Raw genomic sequence first — 19,435 nt, 5'->3', positions numbered from 1 at the left:
CGCATAACCCTGCCATCGGGACCGGACACGCAACGACCCGAGGCGCGCGCGATGATCCGCAAGACCCTGCGATCGAGTTTGACCGGGTTCGTCCTGATGATGTCGAGCCTGCTGGTCGCCGCCGCCCCGGACCGATTGGACCGTCCGATCGAGCACGCGCAACTCCTGGGCGCGCTCGATCTCGAAGGCGAGCTGTATCACGTCCAGGGGCTCGAGCTCGATCGCCGGCGGATCTGGGTCACTTCGGTCGATCACGGCAGTCGCAAGGCCTATATCCACGAGTTCGATCGGGGCACCGGCAAGCTTCTCCGGCGACGCGAGCTCACCGACGGGGCACGCTATCATCCTGGTGGCATATCAATTTCCGACGGTTCGATCTGGGTTCCGGTCGCCGAGATGAAGCCAAACAGCTCGGCAGTGCTGGTCGAGATCGACGCCGACAGCCTCGCGGTGCGCCGGAAGATTCACGTGCCGGATCATCTGGGCTGCGTGGCGGCGTCGGGTAGCACGCTCGTCGCGGGCAATTGGGACAGCAAGCTGCTCTACATCTTCGACCTGAACGACGCTGCGCGAGCGCGGACGGTGCCGAACCCCTCCGCGACACAATATCAGGACATCAAGTTCGTTGGCGACGAACTCGTTGCTGGTGGAACGCGGACGCCGTGGAGCGGCACCGTCGACTGGATCGACTGGCCATCGATGAAGGTCGTACGAACCCTGCAGGCCGGCGCGATCGGCCCGATCCGGCCTTTGGGCCGCGGCGGCCCCTATACCGGTGAAGGCATGGCGATCGAGGGCCGCGACCTCTACGTCGTCCCGGAGGACGGGCCCAGCCGCGTGTTCCACTTCCGGCTAGACGAACCCGCGAACGGCTGACCGAAAGGCGAGGGGAGCAAGGGGCACATTGGGGCGATCGGCCGAGGCCGGCAGACGCCCGCGCTTGCAATGTAGGATTTGCTTTGCTTGGCTCGGATGGCTCTTTGAACCGTCGATACAGCACAGCATCTGCTTGAACGCGTGCGGCGGGTTGTTGCGACGTCGCCTTCGCCTGTGTGGCGGGTATGCGCCGCATCTGTGCCGTGGCCAGTTACTGCCGTGAAGGTGCCGCGTCGCGGGCGGTTTCGCGGAAACCCGCGATATGAGTCAACTTCGTCAACTTCCCGAGTCAACCGCGCCAACATAACGAGTCGACAAAACCCCATCCCGCCGCTATGCGCGCCGCTTCCTTTCCATCAGCGCGACAAAAGCGAAAGCGAGTGCACGACATGAAACTGAACGATCTCCGCGACAACGCAGGTGCCCGTCCCTCCAAGATCCGCGTCGGACGCGGCATCGGTTCGGGCAAGGGCAAGACCGCCGGCCGCGGCCAGAAGGGCCAGAAGAGCCGCGAAGGCGTCTCGATCAACGGCTTCGAGGGCGGCCAGATGCCGCTCCACATGCGGATCCCGAAGCGCGGCTTCAACAACATCTTCGCCAAGGACTATGCCGAGGTGAACCTGGGCGCGATCCAGAAGGCAGTCGATTCGGGCAAGCTGACCGCGACCGACGTCGACCAGGCAGCCCTCGACGCCGCCGGCCTGACCCGCGGCGGCAAGGACGGCGTCCGCCTCCTCGCCAAGGGCGAGCTGACCGCCAAGCTCAACTTCACCGTTGCCGGTGCGTCGAAGAGCGCGAAGGAAGCCGTCGAGAAGGCCGGTGGCTCGGTGACGATCCCCGAGATCGTTCCTGCTGCCGACAAGCACAAGGCCAAGCACCGCTCGGTGCAGAAGGTCATTGCCGCCAAGAAGGCCGGCAAGCAGGGCTGAACGTCTCGGGAGGGTGGGGTCCCAGGATCCTGCCCTCCGTTCGTGCTGAGCTTGTCGAAGCACCGTCTTTTCTTCGGTAGAAAGAACGGCCCTTCGACAAGCTCAGGGCGAACGGGTTTGGGGGCATGCGCCGCATTGCCCTCGGGACCGGAGGACTTATATGAGCGGCGGGGGCGGTCGAACGCTTTCCCGCCGCTTTGGTTTCCAGGATAATCGTGCACATGGCATCCGCAGCCGATCAACTCGCTTCCAGCATCAATCTGTCGAAGTTCAGCAAGGCGACCGAACTCAAGAAGCGCCTGTGGTTCACGCTCGGTGCGCTGATCGTGTTCCGGCTGCTCAGCTATGTGCCGCTGCCTGGCGTCGATCCGACCCAGCTCAACCTGCTCGCGCAGCAGACCACCGGCGGCGTGCTCGATTTCTTCAACAGCTTCACCGGCGGCGCACTGCACCGCATGAGTGTCGTCGCATTGGGCGTGATGCCCTACATCACGGCGTCGATCGTCGTGCAGCTCGCCACCTCGCTGTCGCCGCAGCTCGCCGCGATCAAGAAGGAAGGCGAGAGCGGCCGCAAGCGCCTCAACCAGTATACGCGCTATGGAACCGTCGGCCTGACGGCGGTGCAGGGCTGGTTCATCGCCACCGGGCTCGAAAGCTTCGGCGCGAGCCAGGGCCTCGCGGCCGTGATCGAGCCGGGCCTGCTGTTCCGCGTCGGTGCGGTGATCTCGCTGATCGGCGGCACGCTGTTCCTGATGTGGCTGGGTGAGCAGATCACCAGCCGCGGCGTCGGCAACGGCATCTCGCTGATCATCATGGCGGGCATCGTCGCCGGGCTTCCCGGCACGCTCGTCCAGCTGTTCGAATCGGGCCGCACCGGCTCGATCGATCCGCTGCGCCTGGTACTGATCCTCGCCGCGGTGGCCGGGCTCGTCCTGTTGATCTGCTTCATGGAGCGCGCCCAGCGCCGCATCCTGATCCAGTATCCCAAGCGCCAGACGGCGCGCGGCGTCCAGGCCGAGCGCAGCCACTTGCCGCTCAAGCTCAACACCGCCGGCGTGATCCCGCCGATCTTCGCCTCGTCCCTGCTGCTGCTGCCGCTGACGATCACGCAGTTCGCGGGCACCGCGACCGCGGGCGAGAGCGCGTGGGGCGATTTCGTCATCAACCTCAACACCTGGCTGCGCCACGGCTCGCCGCTGTACATGGCGCTCTATGGGGCCGGCATCATCTTCTTCTCGTTCTTCTACACCGCCGTGGTGTTCAATCCCGAGGAGACGGCCGACAATCTCAAGCGCTATGGCGGGTTCATCCCCGGCATCCGCCCGGGCAAGAACACCGAAGCCTATTTCGATTATGTGCTGACGCGCATCACCGTCATCGGCGCAGCGTATCTGACTTTCATCTGCCTCGTGCCCGAATTCGCGATGACCGCGCTCGGCGCGACGTTCCTGATGGGCGGCACTAGCCTTCTGATCGTGGTCAACGTAACGATGGACACGGTTACGCAGATCCAGTCGCACTTGCTGGCGCACCAGTATGGCGATTTGATCAAGAAGGCGAAGCTGAAGGGCCGCATGCGCTGAACGCGCAGCTTGGGACGGGGATAACCGAGTGAACATCATCCTGTTGGGCCCTCCGGGTGCGGGCAAGGGCACCCAGGCGAGCCGCCTCGAGGCGGAGCGCGGCATGGTCCAGCTCTCCACGGGCGACATGCTCCGCGCCGCGGTCAAGGCCGGCACCCCCACCGGGGTCAAGGCCAAGGCCGTGATGGATTCGGGGCAGCTTGTCTCGGACGAGATCGTCTCCGGGATCATCGGCGAGCGGCTGGACATGGCCGATACCGAGGTGGGCGCGATCTTCGACGGCTATCCGCGCACCGCTGCGCAAGCCGAGTCGCTCGACACGCTGCTCTCGGATCGCGGCCGGAAGCTCGATTACGTCATCGAGATCCAGGTCGACGAGGAGGCGCTGGTCGAGCGGATCACCGGGCGTTTCACCTGTGCCAATTGCGGCGCGGGCTATCACGACAGCTTCAAGCAGCCCAAGGTCGCTGATACCTGTGACGTCTGCGGCCATCACGAGTTCAAGCGCCGTCCCGACGACAATGCCGAGACGGTGCGCACCCGCATGGCCGAGTATCGCGCCAAGACCGCGCCGATCCTGCCCTTCTACGAAGCGCGTGGATTGGTCCGCCGCGTGGACGGAATGGCGGACATGGCCGAGGTCGGGGCCCAGATCGCCGCGATCCTCGACGACAAGGCCTGAGCGCACTAGCCTCCCGGCAGACGGGAGGCCGCAATCGCCCGTCTCCGCGCGTGCCGGCGCTGCTGCTGGCGTTCACCGGCCGTGGCGCGGAAGGCTCGCGAACGATGAGGTACGCATGACCGGCAACAAGCTCGTCCCCAAGGAGCCTTCGGTGCCCTCCGCGCTGTCGCGGCCTCAGCGCGCCGCGGCACGTATCCAGTTCGGCGAGCGCTTCTCGGCGGTCAGCGAAGCCGAGGTGACCCCGGCGGGCTTGCTCGCGGTCGGCGGGATGGTCGGCATGATCCTCCTCGGCAGCGCCGCGGTCGTACTCGCCGCGGGGCGGAGATCCCGGCGCGGATGACAAAATCTTCATGCCCGCGTCACCGCGGCGTGAATCCACTCCGGTTAGGAAGAGGGCAGGGCCGGCAGCACGCCGGTTCCTTCTGCACCGGAGGATTTCGATGAAACTTTCCCGCACCCTGCTTCCCCTCGCCGCAGCCGCGATGGTGGTTGCCCCGACGATCGCAAGCGCCGCTCCCTTCTCGTTCGGCAAGCATCACAAGGCGGCGAAGGCCGACAAGCCCGTAAAGGCCACCAAGACCGTGAAGACCGTCAAGAAGACCAAGTAACTCCGGCCAGGTCCGGTGCTGTGCCCTGCGCCGGCGTGGCGGCCGGCGGAAAGACCCCCTCTTTCCGCCGGCCGATCCACCTTCTAGACCGTGAGGGCAGCCCATGACTCGCAAGATCCTCCTCGTCGAAGACGATGCCGCCGCGGCGGGCTATGTGGCCAAGGGGCTGCAGGAGGCCGGATTCGCCGTCGAGACATGCTGCGATGGCCGCGATGGCCTGTTCCTCGCCTCCGAAGGCATCTTCGATCTGGTGATCGTCGATCGCATGCTGCCCGGTCTCGACGGGCTGTCGATGCTGGGAGCGCTGCGCGCCGCCAAAATCCGCACCCCCGTCCTGGTCCTCTCCGCGCTCGGCACCGTCGACGACCGCGTGAAGGGCCTCCAAGCAGGCGCCGACGATTATCTAACCAAGCCGTTTTCGTTTGCCGAATTGCTCGCCCGCGTGGAGGCGCTGCTCCGCCGCGGAGATGGATCGGGCGCCGAGCCGCAGGTCACGCGGCTTACGGTCGGCGATCTCGAAATCGACTTGCTCGCCCGCAGCGTCGCCCGGCAGGGGCGCGCGCTCTCGATCGGCGGGCGCGAATTCAACCTGCTCGAATTTCTTGCACGCCACGCCGGGCAGGTCGTCACCCGCACGATGATGCTGGAGAAGATCTGGAACTATCATTTCGATCCGGGCTCGAACGTCGTCGACGTCCATATCGGCCGTCTCCGCCGCAAGCTTGAGGACGGGTTCGACGCGCCGATCCTGCATACGGTCCGCGGCGCGGGCTATCGCCTGTCGCTCGACACTTGATGCGGATATCGATCACCGCCCGGCTGACGCTGCTCGCGGTACTGCTGTCGCTGGTGACGAGCCTCGCGCTCGCTGGCCTGATCTGGCAGCAGACACATGACGACGCGATCGAGGCGCTGCGCCGCGACACTGCGCAGCAGACCGATGCCTTCGCCGCGGTGTACCGCTCGGGCGGCGTAGCCGCGCTGGAACAAGCTATTGCCGACGCGCAGGCCGACGATGACGCGCTCGTCGCGGTCCTGGTCGATCGCAACGGCGGCCGCCGGCTCGGCGTGGGCCCCGATCGCCTCGCCTTCGTACCGGCAGCGGAGGCGTTTCGGATCGAGAGGCTCGGCAGGGCGGGCGAATGGGCAGGGCAGGAAGCGGGGATCGCGATCCGCCGGCTCGGGCGCGACTGGCTCGTCAGTGGCCGGCTGCTCGACGATTGGGAGCGCGCCCAGCGCACGATCGAGCGCGCCTTGCTGCTGGCGGTACTGCTTTCGCTGGTGCTCGGGGTCGGCGCTGGCCTGGTCCTCACGCGCTACGTCACTCGTCGGTTGAACCGCATTGCCGGCGCGGTCGATGCCGTGGCGGCCGGCGACCTCACGCGCCGGATCGGGACGGAAGGTGGCGGCGGTGACGCATTCGACCGATTGTCCCGTCGCATCGACGGCATGCTCGATCAGATCGACCGATTGATGGCCGAGCTACGGCTGGTGACCGATTCGATCGCGCATGATTTACGCTCGCCGCTCGCGCGGCTGCGGTCTCGCGCCGAGGTCGCAGCCACCGCCAGCCAGCCCCAGCAGCGTGAAGCCGCGCTTGCAGGATTGTTGGCCGAAACCGATCTGGTGATGCGCATGCTCGCCGTGCTGCTCGAGATCAGCCGGTCCGAGGCCGTCCCTCGTGACACCTTGGTGCCGCTCGATCCCGGCGCGCTGATCGAGGAAGTCGCCGATCTCTATGCGCCGGTCGTCGAGGAGGCGGGGCTCCGCTTCGTGGTGGCGGTGCCTCCGGTGCCCGTGCCGCAAGTCAAATTGCATCGCGAACTGCTGTCGCAGGCGCTGGCCAATCTGATCGAAAATGCCCTCCGCCACGCCGCTGCGGGGGGCGAGATAACCTTCGCGCTCGCGCTCGAACGGGCGGAAATCCGTTTCTCGGTAGCCGATCGGGGGCCCGGCATTCCTGCCGCGGATCGCGCGCAGGCGCTGCGCCGTTTCGGCCGGCTCGATAGCGCGCGTAGCTTGCCCGGTGCCGGACTGGGGCTTGCGCTGGCCGAGTCGGTCGCGCGGCTGCACGGCGGCCGGCTCGATCTGCTGGACAATGCTCCGGGATTGGACGCGACGATCATCATCCCTGCTTAGGCTCGCCGCTTGGCGCCCGCGCAACGTTCGTGTATGCATCCGGTTCCGGCGAAACCAGCCCGCAGCGCTTGACAGCGCCTATGCGGCTGCATATGTCGCCCATCTTCCGAAACACCGGTTGCACGGCTGCGCTCCTTTGCGCACGCTGCGCCACTGCATTTTCGGATCAACGCGACGAGATGGGGTGCAGGCTGCCATGCGGCACTCCGTGGAGCTGGGAGAATAAATCCATGGCACGTATTGCGGGTGTGAATATCCCGACCAACAAGCGCGTCGTTATCGCGCTGCAGTATATCCACGGCATCGGCCAGGCCAAGGCCAAGGAGCTCACCGCGCAGCTCGGCATCGCGCCCGAGCGCCGCGTGCAGGACCTCTCCGACCAGGAAGTGCTGCAGATCCGCGAGGCGATCGACGCCGGCTACACCGTGGAAGGCGACCTTCGCCGCCAAACCGCGATGAACATCAAGCGCCTGATGGACCTGGCCTGCTATCGCGGCCTGCGCCATCGCAAGGGCCTCCCGGTCCGTGGCCAGCGCACGCACACCAATGCGCGCACCCGCAAGGGCAAGGCCAAGCCGATCGCCGGCAAGAAGAAGTAAGGGAGCGCTGACCAATGGCACGTGAACCGCAGCGCATTCGCCGTCGCGAGCGCAAGAACATCACCTCGGGCGTCGCGCATGTGAACGCCAGCTTCAACAACACCATGATCACGATCACCGATGCCCAGGGCAACGCGATCTCGTGGTCGTCGGCCGGCATGATGGGCTTCAAGGGCTCGCGCAAGTCGACGCCGTACGCGGCCCAGGTCGCCGCCGAGGATGCCGGCCGCAAGGCCGCCGAGCACGGCGTGCGCACCCTCGAGGTCGAGGTCAAGGGCCCCGGCTCGGGCCGCGAGAGCGCCCTGCGCGCCCTCCAGGCAGTCGGCTTCCAGATCACGTCGATCCGCGACGTGACCTCGATCCCGCACAACGGCGTCCGCCCGTCCAAGCGCCGCCGCGTCTGATTTGCACTTCCTGTCCGGTTTACGGGCCCCGAGGGCGGGGTCCGGACCGGGCAGCAGATACCCGGCAGGATGGCCCCGTCCTGCCCAACATGAGGAAAGCCCGTGTCGGTGAACCCTAAGAACTGGCAGGAACTCAAGAAGCCCAACGGCCTGGAAAAGAAGGCCGGTGGCGATTCCAAGCGCAAGTCGACCTTCGTCGCCGAGCCGCTCGAGCGGGGCTTCGGCCTGACGCTCGGCAACGCGCTGCGCCGCGTGCTGCTCTCGTCGCTCCAGGGCGCCGCGGTCACCTCGATCAAGATCGAGAACGTCCTCCACGAATTCAGCTCGCTTGCCGGCGTGCGCGAGGACGTGACCGACATCGTGCTCAACGTGAAGCAGATCGCGATCCGCATGCAGGGCGAAGGCCCCAAGCGGCTCCAGCTCAGCGCGACGGGCCCGGCGGAAGTCAAGGCCGGCGACATCGCCGTCTCGGGCGACATCGAAGTGATGAACCCCGAGCTGGTGATCTGCCACCTCGACGACGGCGCGACGCTCAACATGGAGCTGACCGCCGACACGGGTAAGGGCTATGTCCCCGCCCAGTCGAACCGCCCGGCCGACGCGCCGATCGGGCTGATCCCGGTCGATGCGCTGTACTCGCCGGTGCGCCAGGTGAGCTACAAGGTCGAGAACACCCGCGTCGGCCAGGAGCTCGACTACGACAAGCTTACCTTGACCGTCGAGACCGACGGCACGATCACCCCGGAAGACGGCCTCGCTTACGCGGCGCGCATCCTCCAGGACCAGCTCGCGCTGTTCGTCCACTTCGACGATTCGGCGGTCACCCGCTCGGCGCCGATCGGCATGGCGGCTCCGGCCGCTGCCGAGGGTGGCGTCGCCTCGGGCGATACCGCGCAGATCAACCGTTACCTGCTCAAGAAGGTCGACGAGCTCGAACTGTCGGTCCGCTCGGCCAACTGCCTCAAGAACGACAACATCATCTATATCGGCGACCTGGTCCAGAAGACCGAAGCCGAGATGCTGCGCACGCCGAATTTCGGCCGCAAGTCGTTGAACGAGATCAAGGAAGTGCTGTCGTCGATGGGGCTGCGGCTGGGGATGGAAATCCCGGGCTGGCCGCCGGAGAACATCGAAGAGATGGCCAAGAAGCTCGAGCAGGAGATCATGGGCTGAGCTGCACCGGGTTAGCCCCGCTAACCCGGAGACAGCGAAGCCCGGCCGGCGGGCCGCAGGCCCGACCGACGACGCGGCTTTGCCGCGGCGGACTCCGGAAGAAACAAGGGCCGTCCCGCGAGGGGCGGCCCTTTTCTTTTCAGAACGCTGGCATGTGGCGACGGGGTTTGGCAGGAGGGCGACCGGAGGGGCAATGCCGACACTGCACTGGCTGACACGCGACGACGACATCAAGGCCGCGAACCGCGTGCCCTATCGGCTGCTGGAAGCCGACCCGACGCTTTCCGCCGGCGATCCGGCGAGCGGCAACATGCTGATCCACGGCGACAATCTGGAAGCGCTCAAAAGCCTGCTGCCCTACTATGCCGGGCAGGTGAAGTGCATCTATATCGATCCGCCGTACAATACGCGCAGCGCGTTCGAACATTATGACGACAATCTGGAGCACAGCCAGTGGCTGGCGATGATCTGGCCGCGACTGGAGCTGCTGCGCGAATTGCTGGCCGAGGATGGCAGCATCTGGATCTCGATCGACGATAATGAGGGACATTACCTCAAAATTATTATGGACGAGGTGTTCGGACGGCGGAATTTTGTGACAACGGTAATTTGGCACAAGATGTTCTCTGTGAAGAACTCAGCTCAACATTTTTCCGAGGATCACGACTACGTCTCTGTCTACGCGCGCAACAAGGAAATATGGCGGCCACGCGAGCTTCCACGCTCGGAGAAGCAGGACTCGATGTACAAGAATCCTGACAACGATCCGAGGGGGCCTTGGACCTCAGGCGATTTCTCGGCGCGGAACTACTATGGCGCCGGCACCTATCCCATTACAAATCCGAGTGGTCGCGTAATTCCGGGGCCACCGCCAGGAATGTATTGGCGATTCTCAAAGGAGAAGCTCGCTGATCTTGATGAGGATAATCGAATTTGGTGGGGGAAAGACGGCAATGGCGTTCCGCGCCTAAAGCGTTTTCTTTCGGAGGTTAAGGGCGGACGCGTCCCGCAAACGATTTGGCAACACGCTGATGTAGGGCACACTCAAGAAGCGAAGAAGGAAGTTGTCGCATTGAATGCCGACGATGTCTTTACGACGCCCAAACCCGAACGCCTTATCCAGCGCATTCTCCACATCGCCACCAACCCCGGCGACCTCGTCCTCGACTCCTTCCTCGGCTCTGGCACGACAGCAGCCGTCGCGCACAAGATGGGTCGCCGCTATATCGGGATCGAGATGGGCGACCATGCCGTCACCCACTGCGCGCCGCGGCTGAGCAAGGTGATCGTAGGCGAGCAGGGCGGTATTTCGCAGGCGGTCGGCTGGCAGGGCGGGGGCGGGTTCAGCTTCTATCGGCTAGGCGAGGCGGTGTTCGACGAGGACGGCCGCATCCGCGCCGGGATCGGCTTTGCCAGCCTAGCCGCGCATGTGTGGTTTTCGGAGACGGGGACTCCCCTGATCCTCCTCGGCACGGGGAGGGGGACCGCCGAAGGCGGTGGTGGAGGGGGGGCGCCGCGAGGGAAATCCTCCGAGGAGAGCCCCCTCCACCAGCCTGCGGCTGGTCCCCCTCCCCGTGCCGGGGAGGATCTGAAGAGTCCGTTTCTCGGCGTGCACGATGGGCGCGGCTATGCGCTGCTCTATAACGGCGTGCTCGGCGACAAGCGGCCGCAGGGGGGCAATGTGCTGACCAGCGCGACGCTGGCGCTGATCCGGGAGAGCGGCGGGGGCTTTGGCGGGCCGATCACCGTCTATGGCGAGGCAAGCCGGCTGAGCGAGGCGCGGCTGCGCGCCGAGGGCGTGACGTTCAAGCAGACGCCCTATGACGTGAGGGCGCGCTGATGGAACTCAAGGACTATCAGCTGCGCGCGCTCGACCAGCTGCGTTTCTTCCTCGACAAGTGCCGCAGCAGCGACTTCGCGGCGGCGTATCGCGCGACGCTGGCGCGGACCGAGGCGGGGCAGCGCGCCGAAGGCGATAAGGCGGCGGACTATGCACGCGGCGGCTATACGCCGGTGGAGGGGCTGGAGGCCGAAACGCCCTATTGCTGCATCCGCCTGCCCACCGGCGGCGGCAAGACGCTGCTCGCCGCGCATGCGGTGAAGGTCGCGGCAACCGAATGGATGGACCGGGCGCGGGTGCCGGTGCTGTGGCTGGTGCCTTCGGGGGCGATCCTCAACCAGACGGTGGATGCGCTCAAGCAGCCGCGGCATCCGTATCGCCGCGCGCTGGAAGACGCGTTCGGCGCGGTGGCGGTGTTCGATGTGGACGAGCGGCGCCAGATCCGGCCGCGCGACCTGATCGACAAGACGGTGGTGATCGTCGCGACGATGCAGACGTTCCGCGTGCAGAATACCGGCGACCGCAACGTCTATCGTACCGACGAGAATCTGGAGGACCATTTCCGCGAGGCCAGCCCGGCCGAGGGGCTGGAAGTGGAGGAGGAAGGCCCGCGCCGCGGGCAGATCAAGCTGAGCTTCGCCAACCTGCTGTATCGCCAGCGCCCGCTGGTGATCCTGGACGAGGCGCACAACTTCATGACCGGGCTTGCCGGCGCGGTGAAGCAGCGGCTGCGGCCTTCGGCGATCATCGAGCTCACCGCGACGCCGGCGAACCGATCCAACGTCATTTCGGCAGCGACTGCCGCCGAGCTGAAGGCGGCCGAGATGATCAAGATGCCGATCCATCTGAGCCAGCATGGCAGCTGGCAGCAGGCCGTGAACGCCGCGGTGATGAATCGCGCGTGGCTGGAGGAGATCGGCGCGCGCGATCCCGGGCGCATCCGCCCGATCGCGCTGTATCAGGCGCAAGCGGCGACTGAAGGCGCCGAGGCGACGGTCGACAAGCTCAAGCAGCATCTAATCGACGTGGAGCGCGTGCCCGAAACGGCGATCGCGGTGGCGACGGGCGACCAGCGCGAGCTGGACGGGGTGAACCTGTTCGATCCCGATTGCGCCATCGAGCATGTCATCACGGTGCAGGCGCTGAAGGAGGGCTGGGACTGTTCGTTCGCCTATGTTTTCTGCTCGGTGGCGGGGATGCGATCGGCCGGGGCAGTGGAGCAGTTGCTGGGGCGGGTGCTCCGCATGCCGTTCGCCAAGCGGCGGGCCTCGGAAGAGCTGAACCGGGCCTATGCGCATGTTTCCGAGAAGAGCTTCAACGACGCCGCGAACGGGCTGACCGATACGCTGACGCATATGGGATTCGACGAGAGCGAGGCGCGAAAGGCGATCATCCAGACGCAGCAGGACGAACTGGCGCTGGAAGGCGGCGATGCGGGGCCGCTATATGCCCTGCCGCCACAGGCGCCGGTGATGCGACTGAACGAGCGGCCGAGCATCGGCGACTGGTCGCTGGAAGCGCAGGGTGCGGTGCGGATGGCCGAGGACGGCGCTGGCGGGGTGGTGCTGACCGTGAAGGCCGATGCACCCGAAGCGGTGCAGCGCGAAGTGGCGGCGGCGATCGAGCCGATCTCGCCGGGTGCGGTGGAGGCCGTCGAGCGTTTCATCTTGCAAGCGCAGGCAGCGAGATCGCCCGCCGAGCGCGGGGTGCGCTTCGAGGTGCCGCGGCTGCACCTGATGATCCAGGGCGAGCTCGACCTGGCCGAGCCCGAGAGCTTCATCGAGCTGGCGGGCTGGGATCCGAACGACGATCCGGCCAAGGCCGAGCTGCCGGCCTTTACGTTCGAGGAAGTGGCCGAGGGCTATGCTTTCGACATCGATGGGGACCGGATCGTCTATCGCCAGCTGGTCGGGGCGATCGAGCTGGCGCTCGACGAGGATACGCATTGGGACGCGGCGGCGCTGGCGCGCTTCCTCGACCAGACGACGCGCAAGGCGCATACCGCGCAGCCGGTGCATGCCGAATATTGCCGGCGGGTGGTCGATCGGCTGATCGACGGGCGGGGCATGGCGCTCGCGGCGCTGGTGCGCGGCAAATATGCACTGCGGCGCGCGGTGATCGCGCGGGTGCAGCAATTGCGCGATCAGGCGGCGGCGCAAGGCGTGCAGCTGTTCTTGAACGGGTTGGGCGAGCCGCAGGCGCCCGATCTGCATGCGTTTCGCTTCCAGCCCTATCGGTATAGCCCGGACGGACGATATGAAGGGCGGTTCCGGCCGGCGAAGCATTTCTATGCCGCGATGGGGAAGCTCAACGGCTTCGAGGAGGAATGCGCGCGGGCGATCGATGCGCTGGACGCAGTCGAGACCTGGGTGCGCAACGGCGTGACCGCGCCGGATAATTATTCGATCCCCGTGGGCGGCGGGAATTTCTTCCCGGACATGGTCGCCAAGCTGCGGGACGGGCGGCTGCTCGTGCTCGAGCCCAAAGGCCGTGTCGACGAAGGCGATCTCGAGAAGGAGCGGGTGGGGCGCCGGTTCGCCGAGGCGAGCGGGGGGCGGCTATTGTTCGCGATGATCCGGCAGAATGATTCGCAAGGGCGCGATGCCGCGGCACAGATTCGGGCGGCGCTGTCGTAAGCGCGCCTTGCCGTGGCACTCGGCTGCGGTGCTGACGCGTCGCGCAGCGGGTGCGTCGCGAGGTTAACGTCGGAGCCTGTCTCTTCGGCGTGGTGACCCGCTTTTCTGCGCGACGCCGCCCAGCGAAGGCTGCCGTGAAGTTGATGCGAACGTCACATCCCTGCGGCCCGGCCCTAATAGTTCCCGAGAAAGGCAACGCAGTAGGTTGCGGCTAGCAGAATCGTCAGGCGCCTGAGCATACTTGCCTAAGGCGAAGCGATGCGGGGTCAAAAATCCATTGCTTTCCGGCAGATATCGCGGGTTTATGCAAAATCGCGGAGCGATCTTGATCCATTCAAGTGTAGTCCCTGCTTTCGCCTAAGAATATTTGGGCGTACTACTGGTAAATGGAACGCCTCGAGCAACTGGAGTCGGCGGATCTGCAGACCCGTAGAGTTCTTCTGCGAAGGATTTGCATTTTCGCGGCTGCGGCATCGAGTTTGATTTCCACTGCGATATTTTGCGGGTGGCTCAGCTTTTCGATGCCGCTGGCGCGCGCGGTGCCTTTGGCGTTTGAAATGCGGCCCAACGCGGCGTTGGGCTTCGCGGCGTTGGGCCTGGCGCTGCTCGCATTGCAACGCGATCGGATGCGTCTTGGGTTCGCCTGCGCCTTGTTCGCCACGTTCGTTGGCGGCGCGACGATCCTCGAATATTTCGGGGCGCCGTTCTCGATCGACTCGCTTGCCGTCCGCGACTGGTCTGGAACCCACAGCCCCTATCCCGGCCGTGTCGCACCCAACACTGCGACGGTACTGACCCTGCTGGGCGTCGCCCTGGCTATTCTGACGCGTTCGAAGGACCGCCATACACACGTTCTCGTCGCCCAGTTCGTGCCCCTGGCGGCGCTCGCGCTGGTGTTCGAAGCGGTGGCCGGCCACCTCGGCCAATCGTCCTTCGCTGCCAGCTGGTGGGCGCCGCAGGCGATGTCGTTCCCGTCGATCGTGTGCGCGCTCTGCGTCGGCACCGGACTCATCGCCTATAGCTGGCAGTTCGAGACGGCCAAGATATCCCGCGTGCCGCTCTGGGTGCCTCCGATCTATTGCTTCCTCGTCGCATTGGTGGACGTGTACACGCCCCTGGAGGTCAATGCGGGCATCCTGTATATCCCGCTGGTGCTGTTTGCGTGGTGGTTCGAGCGCGCGCAGACGGCGATCCTGCTTGCGGGTTTTGCGAGCATCCTGATTTTGCTGGGGCTCTTCTCGTCGCCCCGCGGGCACATTCCGCTGGAGATCGTCCTGGTCAATCGAGGATTGGCGATAGGCAGCGTCTGGGTCGTCGCCGCGCTGGTCTACGCGCAGCATCGCGTCCGCAAGCGCCTGCGGCAGAGCGAGCATCATTTCGCGGTGGCACAGCAGATCGCGGACGTCGGCAGCTTCGAGCTGCATTTCGCGGACAGAAGGTTGCGAACCAGCGATGCATTCGCTGCGATGCATGGGCTCGCGCCGCAAACGCCCGCCAACTGGGACGATTTTCTCCGTACTGCAGTGCCCCCCGATGAGCGTCCCGCGATCGAGGAGATGCTTGCAACTGCGCAGCAAGGGACGCGGTCGCGCGACCTGGACTATAGCTTCGTGCGGCCCGACGGCACCGTCAGGAACGCATTGATGCATTGCGACCTGCTATATGATGCAGCCGGGCAGCCGGCGGGCATCATCGGCGTGGTGCACGATGTGACGGAGGTCAAAAGGGCGCGCGTTCGCGCCGCCGACCTGGAGGGGCAGCTGCGTCACGCCCAGAAGCTCGAGGCCCTGGGCACGCTGGCCGGCAGCATCGCGCACGATATGAACAACACGCTGGTCCCAATCACTACCCTTGCACCCTTGCTGATGGAGACTGCCGAGCCCTCCGACCGGCATGTGCTGGAGATCATGCTGAAGGCAGCACGGCGCGCGAAGGAGCTCGTGCGCGAGATGCTCGTGTTCAGCCGCAAGGACGAGAGCGAGCCGGAGCGCTTTTGCCTCGATCAACTGGTCGCGGAGGCACTGGTCATCCTTCGCGCGGGCGTGCCGACGAACATCGCGATCGTGGAAGATATGGTTCCGGTTCCGGAGATCCTGGGCAGGAAAGGGCAAATCTACCAGGCGATCCTCAACCTGGTGACCAACGCGGCGCAGGCGATTGGGGACCGTGTGGGCACCATCACCATCGGTGTCGCTGCCGAATTCACGGCTGGTGCCCATCCGAGCGAGGTCCGGCTGTTTGTGGCGGACGATGGACCGGGCATGCCGCCGGAGGTGTCGCAGCGTATTTTCGAGCCCTATTTCAGTACCAAGACGGCCTCCACCGGCACCGGCTTGGGCCTGGCGATCGTCAATGGGATCGTGACTGGTCACGAGGGCGAGATCCTCGTTCGAAGCGTGGTCGGCGAAGGTACCCGGTTCGACCTACTATTCCCGCCACACATACCAGCTGCTGCGTCCCAAGGAGATTGAGCGTGTCCCTGCGCATCCTGGTTATCGACGACGACGAGGCAATCCGGCTGTCCGTTGAAGTTCTGCTGCGAGCAAAGGGGTATGAGGTATTTCTCGGGGCGGACGGGGCGGACGGGTTTGCCAAGTTCGTCGAGAGCCAGCCGCATGTGGTGATCAGCGACATGATCATGCCTGGGCATGCGAGCATCGAGACGATCGGCAAGATTCGCGCGATGAAACCGGACGTCGCGATCATAGCAATGTCCGGGAGCATCAAGGGTGGCCCCGACAGCTATCTCGAGCGCGCGATCGCTGCTGGCGCCGATCACTATCTCGACAAGCCTTTCGAGGCTGCGCAGCTCATGTCGCTGCTGCACGACATCGAAAAAAGCGGCCGGGGCCCATAGAGAAGCAGGCGGGTTTCCGCTGGCGTGGGCGTGAATCCCGCGAAGTCGAAGCTCGGCTGGCGCCGAGCTCGGCCAGCCCGGTGCGTCTATCGCCCAACGCTGCCAACCAAATGCGCACTGAAGGCTTGACATCGTCACGCTGATCTGGTACAAAACAGGAACAATGCCGTCCTGCGCTTCCATTGCGCCGGGCGGTTTTTTCGTTCTCGGGCAGCGGGAGTGGTGGGCGATGGCGAGGAAGGCGAAGCAGGCAGGTGGGGCGGGCGGCACGGCGGCGGCGGGCGAGGGGCGCGCGGTACGCTGGGCGAAGAACCGCAACACCAAGATCATCCGGACGAGCGACGCGCGCTGGTCGGTTAAGGCGGAGGGGGTGTTTCTCGACGAGCTGGCGGCGACCGCCAATGTCAGCGCGGCGGCGGCCGCGGCGGGGTTCTCGACGACCGCCATCTACCGGCGGCGCAAGATGTGGCCCGAATTCGCCGAGAAGTGGCAGGCGTGCCTCGACCAGGGCTATGCGCGGATCGAGACGGCGCTGGTCGAGCTGGCCAGCGACAGTTTGCTCGGAGCCCAGGTGGCGGATGCTGGCGAGGGCGGGGCCGGCGGCGAGGGCGGTGCGGCGGATGCGCCAGCGGCCGGCGCGTCGATCGCGCGGCGGGCGATGACTATTGCCGAGGCGATGAACCTGCTGCGGCTCCACCGCGCCTCGGTCAAGGGCGGTGCGCCGCAGCACTATGATGCGCGCGCCAAGCCGCCCGACATCGAGGCGGTGCGCGCGAGCATTTTGCGGAAAATCGAGGCGATCGAGCGGGGGCGGGCGCAGCGGGCGTTTCGGGAGGCGGCGGAGTAGGGCTTTTCCTGCGCGCGAGCGGGTCGGGTGAACCGAGATTCGCACGGGGCGAGTCCTTTCTCCTCCCGTTGCTGGGGGAGAGGCTTGGCGCTTCCGCGCCTGGCGTAGCTTGGGGGGATAGAGCGGCGCTTTGCGCCGCGCGGCTGCTGCGCAGAGTGAACAGGTAGCGGCTGCTCCGCAGCCGCTAGATCATGCCGGGGGCATGATCGACCTGTCCACTCCCCTCACCCAGCTCCGACCAAGGCTCTTCGAGCCTAAGTCTGCGCAACCCTCTCCCCCTGCGGGGCGAGGGAAGATGAAGCTGAGTGTCGATAGGGCCAAGCCCCTCCCTTGCAGGGAGGAGGGATGGGAGAGCGGGCATGGGCATCGTGTTGCCGCGGCTGGGCGGGCTGGACGGGGCGGAGCGGGCGACGCTGCTGGCGGCGCTGAGCGCAGAGGAGTTGGGGGCGCTCGAGGGCGACTGGGGTGAATGGGCACATGACGGGCAGCGCGCGCCCGACGGGGACTGGCGGACCTGGGTGCTGATGGCCGGGCGCGGCTTCGGCAAGACGCGGGCGGGGTCGCAATGGGTGGACGCTTTGGTGCGCGCGCACGGGGCGGTGCGCGTGGCGCTGGTCGCCGCGACGATCGACGAGGCGCGGCGGGTGATGGTCGAAGGGCCCTCGGGGCTGCTCGCCGTGGCGGCGCACCCGAGCGAGCGGCCGGTGTTCGAGCCGAGCCGGCACCGGCTGGTCTATCCGAACGGGGCCGAGGCAGTGCTGTTCTCGGGCGCCAACCCCGATGCGCTGCGCGGGCCCGAGCATCATTATGCCTGGTGCGACGAACTCGCCAAGTGGCGGCATCCCCAGGAGAGCTGGGACATGCTCCAGCTCGGGCTGCGCGCGGGGACGGCGCCGCGCCTGCTGGTGACGACGACGCCGCGCGGCGGGCTCGCGGCGCTGGCTGCGATCGTGGGCGCCGCGGATACGGTGGTGACCGGCGGTGCTTCGGGGGCGAACCCGCACCTGTCGGCGGCGTGGCTCGACGCGATGGTGGCCGCGTATGGCGGCACGCGGCGTGGGCGCGAGGAGATCGAGGGCGTGCTCGAGGCCGATGCCGAGGGCGCGCTGTGGCCGGGGGCGCTGATCGAGGCGTGCCGCGGGGCGCCGCCGGCGCGCGCGGCGCTGGTGCGCGTGGTAGTCGGCGTCGATCCGCCGGCGAGCGTGAGCGGCACATGCGGGATCGTCGTGTGCGGCGTGGACGATGCGGGCATGGGGTATGTGCTGGCCGACTGGTCGCAAGGCGGGCTGTCGCCCGAGGGCTGGGCGCGGCGGGTGGCGGCGGCGGCCGAGGCGCATGATGCGGACCGAGTGGTGGTCGAGACCAACCAGGGCGGCGAGATGGTGCGCACCGTGCTGCGCGGGGCGAGCGTGGCGCTGCCGCTGCGCACGGTGACGGCGACGCGGGGCAAGGCGGCGCGCGCCGAGCCGGTGGCGGCGCTGTTCGAGAGCGGACGGGTGCGGCTCGCGGGGCGGTTCGACGCGCTCGAGGCGGAATTGCGCGGGCTGTGCGTGGCGGGGGGCTATCAGGGGCCGGGACGCTCGCCCGACCGCGCCGACGCGATGGTGTGGGCGCTGTGGGCGCTGATGCTGCCCCGCCAGGCCGAGCCGCGGGTGTGGGCGACTTGACTTTATGGGCAGAATCGGGTTTGGGGCCGCCTTCGCGCGGAACTGCGCGGGGTTTGGGCAGCGCCCTTTGGCTGCCTGGTCTGGGGTTCCTGATACGGCCCCTTAACGAACGAAGGAATGACCCATGCGCCATCGCGTAGGCGGCCGTAAGCTGCAGCGGACCTCGGCCCACCGCATCGCCCTGTTCCGCAACATGAGCGCCGCGCTGATCAAGCACGAGCAGATCACCACGACGCTCGCCAAGGCGAAGGAGCTTCGCCCGTACATCGAGAAGCTGATCACGCTCGCCAAGAAGGGCGGTCTTTCGAACCGCCGCCTGGCGCATGCGCGCCTTCTCGACGACGCGCAGCTGGTCAAGCTGTTCGACGTGCTCGCGGCGCGCTATGCCGACCGCAACGGGGGCTATACCCGCGTGATCAAGGCCGGCATCCGCGCCTCGGACGCGTCGCCGATGGCGATCATCGAGTTCGTCGATCGCGACGTTTCGGCCAAGGGCCAGGATTCGGGCCCGGTCTATAGCGACGAGGACTTCGAAGACGCCGCCTGATCGGCAGCGACATTCGACGCTTGAGAACGAGGCCGGCCCTTTCTAGGG

At 66.4% G+C, this 19,435-nt stretch carries 18 protein-coding genes; all 18 read left to right on the top strand.

Going from position 1 to position 19,435, the window contains the following annotated elements:
- The first annotated feature begins 51 nt into the window (after positions 1 to 51).
- Positions 52 to 876: a DUF6454 family protein gene (locus RZN05_RS11550; protein WP_317226761.1), complete on the top strand. Its 825-nt coding sequence runs from the start codon at positions 52 to 54 to the stop codon at positions 874 to 876.
- 389 nt (positions 877 to 1,265) lie between these two features.
- Positions 1,266 to 1,805 carry a 50S ribosomal protein L15 gene (rplO, locus tag RZN05_RS11545; RefSeq protein WP_317226760.1) on the top strand — a complete coding sequence of 180 codons (540 nt, stop codon included), beginning with the start codon at positions 1,266 to 1,268 and terminating at the stop codon, positions 1,803 to 1,805.
- Positions 1,806 to 2,026: 221 nt separating this feature from the next.
- The gene (gene secY, locus RZN05_RS11540; RefSeq protein WP_317226759.1) at positions 2,027 to 3,388 is read left to right on the top strand and encodes a preprotein translocase subunit SecY; all 1,362 of its coding nucleotides are present in this window, start codon (positions 2,027 to 2,029) and stop codon (positions 3,386 to 3,388) included.
- Between the two features lie 28 nt (positions 3,389 to 3,416).
- A complete protein-coding gene (locus RZN05_RS11535; RefSeq protein WP_317226758.1) occupies positions 3,417 to 4,070 on the top strand; it encodes an adenylate kinase in 654 nt (217 codons plus the stop codon).
- Positions 4,071 to 4,185: 115 nt separating this feature from the next.
- Positions 4,186 to 4,410: a hypothetical protein gene (locus RZN05_RS11530; RefSeq protein WP_317226757.1), complete on the top strand. Its 225-nt coding sequence runs from the start codon at positions 4,186 to 4,188 to the stop codon at positions 4,408 to 4,410.
- A 100-nt stretch (positions 4,411 to 4,510) separates the two neighbouring features.
- Positions 4,511 to 4,678, top strand: a complete 168-nt coding sequence (locus RZN05_RS11525) for a hypothetical protein (protein ID WP_317226756.1) — start codon at positions 4,511 to 4,513, stop codon at positions 4,676 to 4,678.
- 103 nt (positions 4,679 to 4,781) lie between these two features.
- Positions 4,782 to 5,474 carry a response regulator transcription factor gene (locus tag RZN05_RS11520; RefSeq protein WP_317226755.1) on the top strand — a complete coding sequence of 231 codons (693 nt, stop codon included), beginning with the start codon at positions 4,782 to 4,784 and terminating at the stop codon, positions 5,472 to 5,474.
- Entirely contained in the window at positions 5,474 to 6,817 is a 1,344-nt protein-coding gene (locus RZN05_RS11515) for a sensor histidine kinase (RefSeq protein ID WP_317226754.1), read from the top strand. The genes RZN05_RS11520 and RZN05_RS11515 overlap by 1 nt, the downstream gene beginning before the upstream one ends.
- Positions 6,818 to 7,047: 230 nt before the next feature.
- Entirely contained in the window at positions 7,048 to 7,416 is a 369-nt protein-coding gene (gene rpsM, locus RZN05_RS11510; RefSeq protein ID WP_317226753.1) for a 30S ribosomal protein S13, read from the top strand.
- A gap of 14 nt (positions 7,417 to 7,430) precedes the next feature.
- Complete coding sequence (gene rpsK / locus RZN05_RS11505) at positions 7,431 to 7,820, top strand: 30S ribosomal protein S11 (RefSeq protein ID WP_066652168.1); 390 nt, start codon at positions 7,431 to 7,433, stop codon at positions 7,818 to 7,820.
- Between the two features lie 102 nt (positions 7,821 to 7,922).
- Complete coding sequence (locus RZN05_RS11500; RefSeq protein WP_317226752.1) at positions 7,923 to 8,993, top strand: DNA-directed RNA polymerase subunit alpha; 1,071 nt, start codon at positions 7,923 to 7,925, stop codon at positions 8,991 to 8,993.
- A gap of 193 nt (positions 8,994 to 9,186) precedes the next feature.
- On the top strand, positions 9,187 to 10,833 hold the full coding sequence (locus RZN05_RS11495; protein ID WP_317226751.1) for a site-specific DNA-methyltransferase: 1,647 nt from the start codon (positions 9,187 to 9,189) through the stop codon (positions 10,831 to 10,833).
- Positions 10,833 to 13,469, top strand: coding sequence for a DEAD/DEAH box helicase (locus RZN05_RS11490; protein ID WP_317226750.1), 2,637 nt, complete (start codon positions 10,833 to 10,835; stop codon positions 13,467 to 13,469). Before RZN05_RS11495 ends, RZN05_RS11490 begins: the two co-directional genes overlap by 1 nt.
- A 386-nt stretch (positions 13,470 to 13,855) precedes the next feature.
- Positions 13,856 to 15,940 (top strand): ATP-binding protein, encoded by a 2,085-nt coding sequence (locus RZN05_RS11485; RefSeq protein WP_317226749.1) that lies wholly within the window; start codon positions 13,856 to 13,858, stop codon positions 15,938 to 15,940.
- Positions 15,941 to 15,942: 2 nt separating this feature from the next.
- The gene (locus tag RZN05_RS11480; RefSeq protein WP_317226748.1) at positions 15,943 to 16,326 is read left to right on the top strand and encodes a response regulator; all 384 of its coding nucleotides are present in this window, start codon (positions 15,943 to 15,945) and stop codon (positions 16,324 to 16,326) included.
- 229 nt (positions 16,327 to 16,555) lie between these two features.
- On the top strand, positions 16,556 to 17,173 hold the full coding sequence (locus RZN05_RS11475; RefSeq protein ID WP_317226747.1) for a hypothetical protein: 618 nt from the start codon (positions 16,556 to 16,558) through the stop codon (positions 17,171 to 17,173).
- A 359-nt stretch (positions 17,174 to 17,532) separates the two neighbouring features.
- Positions 17,533 to 18,840, top strand: coding sequence for a DNA-packaging protein (locus RZN05_RS11470; RefSeq protein WP_317226746.1), 1,308 nt, complete (start codon positions 17,533 to 17,535; stop codon positions 18,838 to 18,840).
- Between the two features lie 124 nt (positions 18,841 to 18,964).
- Complete coding sequence (gene rplQ, locus RZN05_RS11465) at positions 18,965 to 19,387, top strand: 50S ribosomal protein L17 (RefSeq protein WP_317226745.1); 423 nt, start codon at positions 18,965 to 18,967, stop codon at positions 19,385 to 19,387.
- Positions 19,388 to 19,435: the final 48 nt, after the last annotated feature.

Origin of the sequence: Sphingomonas sp. HF-S4, assembly GCF_032911445.1 — a bacterium.
Taxonomy (GTDB): domain Bacteria; phylum Pseudomonadota; class Alphaproteobacteria; order Sphingomonadales; family Sphingomonadaceae; genus Sphingomonas; species Sphingomonas agrestis.
The sequence above is the reverse complement of the archived record's forward strand: the minus strand, read 5'-3'. Positions and strand labels throughout refer to the sequence as shown.

Bases quoted from the DNA above. Each gene is read 5' to 3' on its own strand.
- rplQ (WP_317226745.1), top strand. From the start codon at position 18,965: ATGCGCCATCGCGTAGGCGGCCGTAAGCTGCAGCGGACCTCGGCCCAC.
- rplO (WP_317226760.1), top strand. From the start codon at position 1,266: ATGAAACTGAACGATCTCCGCGACAACGCAGGTGCCCGTCCCTCCAAG.
- RZN05_RS11550 (WP_317226761.1), top strand. From the start codon at position 52: ATGATCCGCAAGACCCTGCGATCGAGTTTGACCGGGTTCGTCCTGATG.
- RZN05_RS11525 (WP_317226756.1), top strand. From the start codon at position 4,511: ATGAAACTTTCCCGCACCCTGCTTCCCCTCGCCGCAGCCGCGATGGTG.
- RZN05_RS11490 (WP_317226750.1), top strand. From the start codon at position 10,833: ATGGAACTCAAGGACTATCAGCTGCGCGCGCTCGACCAGCTGCGTTTC.
- rpsK (WP_066652168.1), top strand. From the start codon at position 7,431: ATGGCACGTGAACCGCAGCGCATTCGCCGTCGCGAGCGCAAGAACATC.
- RZN05_RS11470 (WP_317226746.1), top strand. From the start codon at position 17,533: ATGGGCATCGTGTTGCCGCGGCTGGGCGGGCTGGACGGGGCGGAGCGG.
- RZN05_RS11515 (WP_317226754.1), top strand. From the start codon at position 5,474: ATGCGGATATCGATCACCGCCCGGCTGACGCTGCTCGCGGTACTGCTG.
- RZN05_RS11495 (WP_317226751.1), top strand. From the start codon at position 9,187: ATGCCGACACTGCACTGGCTGACACGCGACGACGACATCAAGGCCGCG.
- RZN05_RS11520 (WP_317226755.1), top strand. From the start codon at position 4,782: ATGACTCGCAAGATCCTCCTCGTCGAAGACGATGCCGCCGCGGCGGGC.
- RZN05_RS11485 (WP_317226749.1), top strand. From the start codon at position 13,856: ATGGAACGCCTCGAGCAACTGGAGTCGGCGGATCTGCAGACCCGTAGA.
- RZN05_RS11530 (WP_317226757.1), top strand. From the start codon at position 4,186: ATGACCGGCAACAAGCTCGTCCCCAAGGAGCCTTCGGTGCCCTCCGCG.
- secY (WP_317226759.1), top strand. From the start codon at position 2,027: ATGGCATCCGCAGCCGATCAACTCGCTTCCAGCATCAATCTGTCGAAG.
- rpsM (WP_317226753.1), top strand. From the start codon at position 7,048: ATGGCACGTATTGCGGGTGTGAATATCCCGACCAACAAGCGCGTCGTT.
- RZN05_RS11475 (WP_317226747.1), top strand. From the start codon at position 16,556: ATGGCGAGGAAGGCGAAGCAGGCAGGTGGGGCGGGCGGCACGGCGGCG.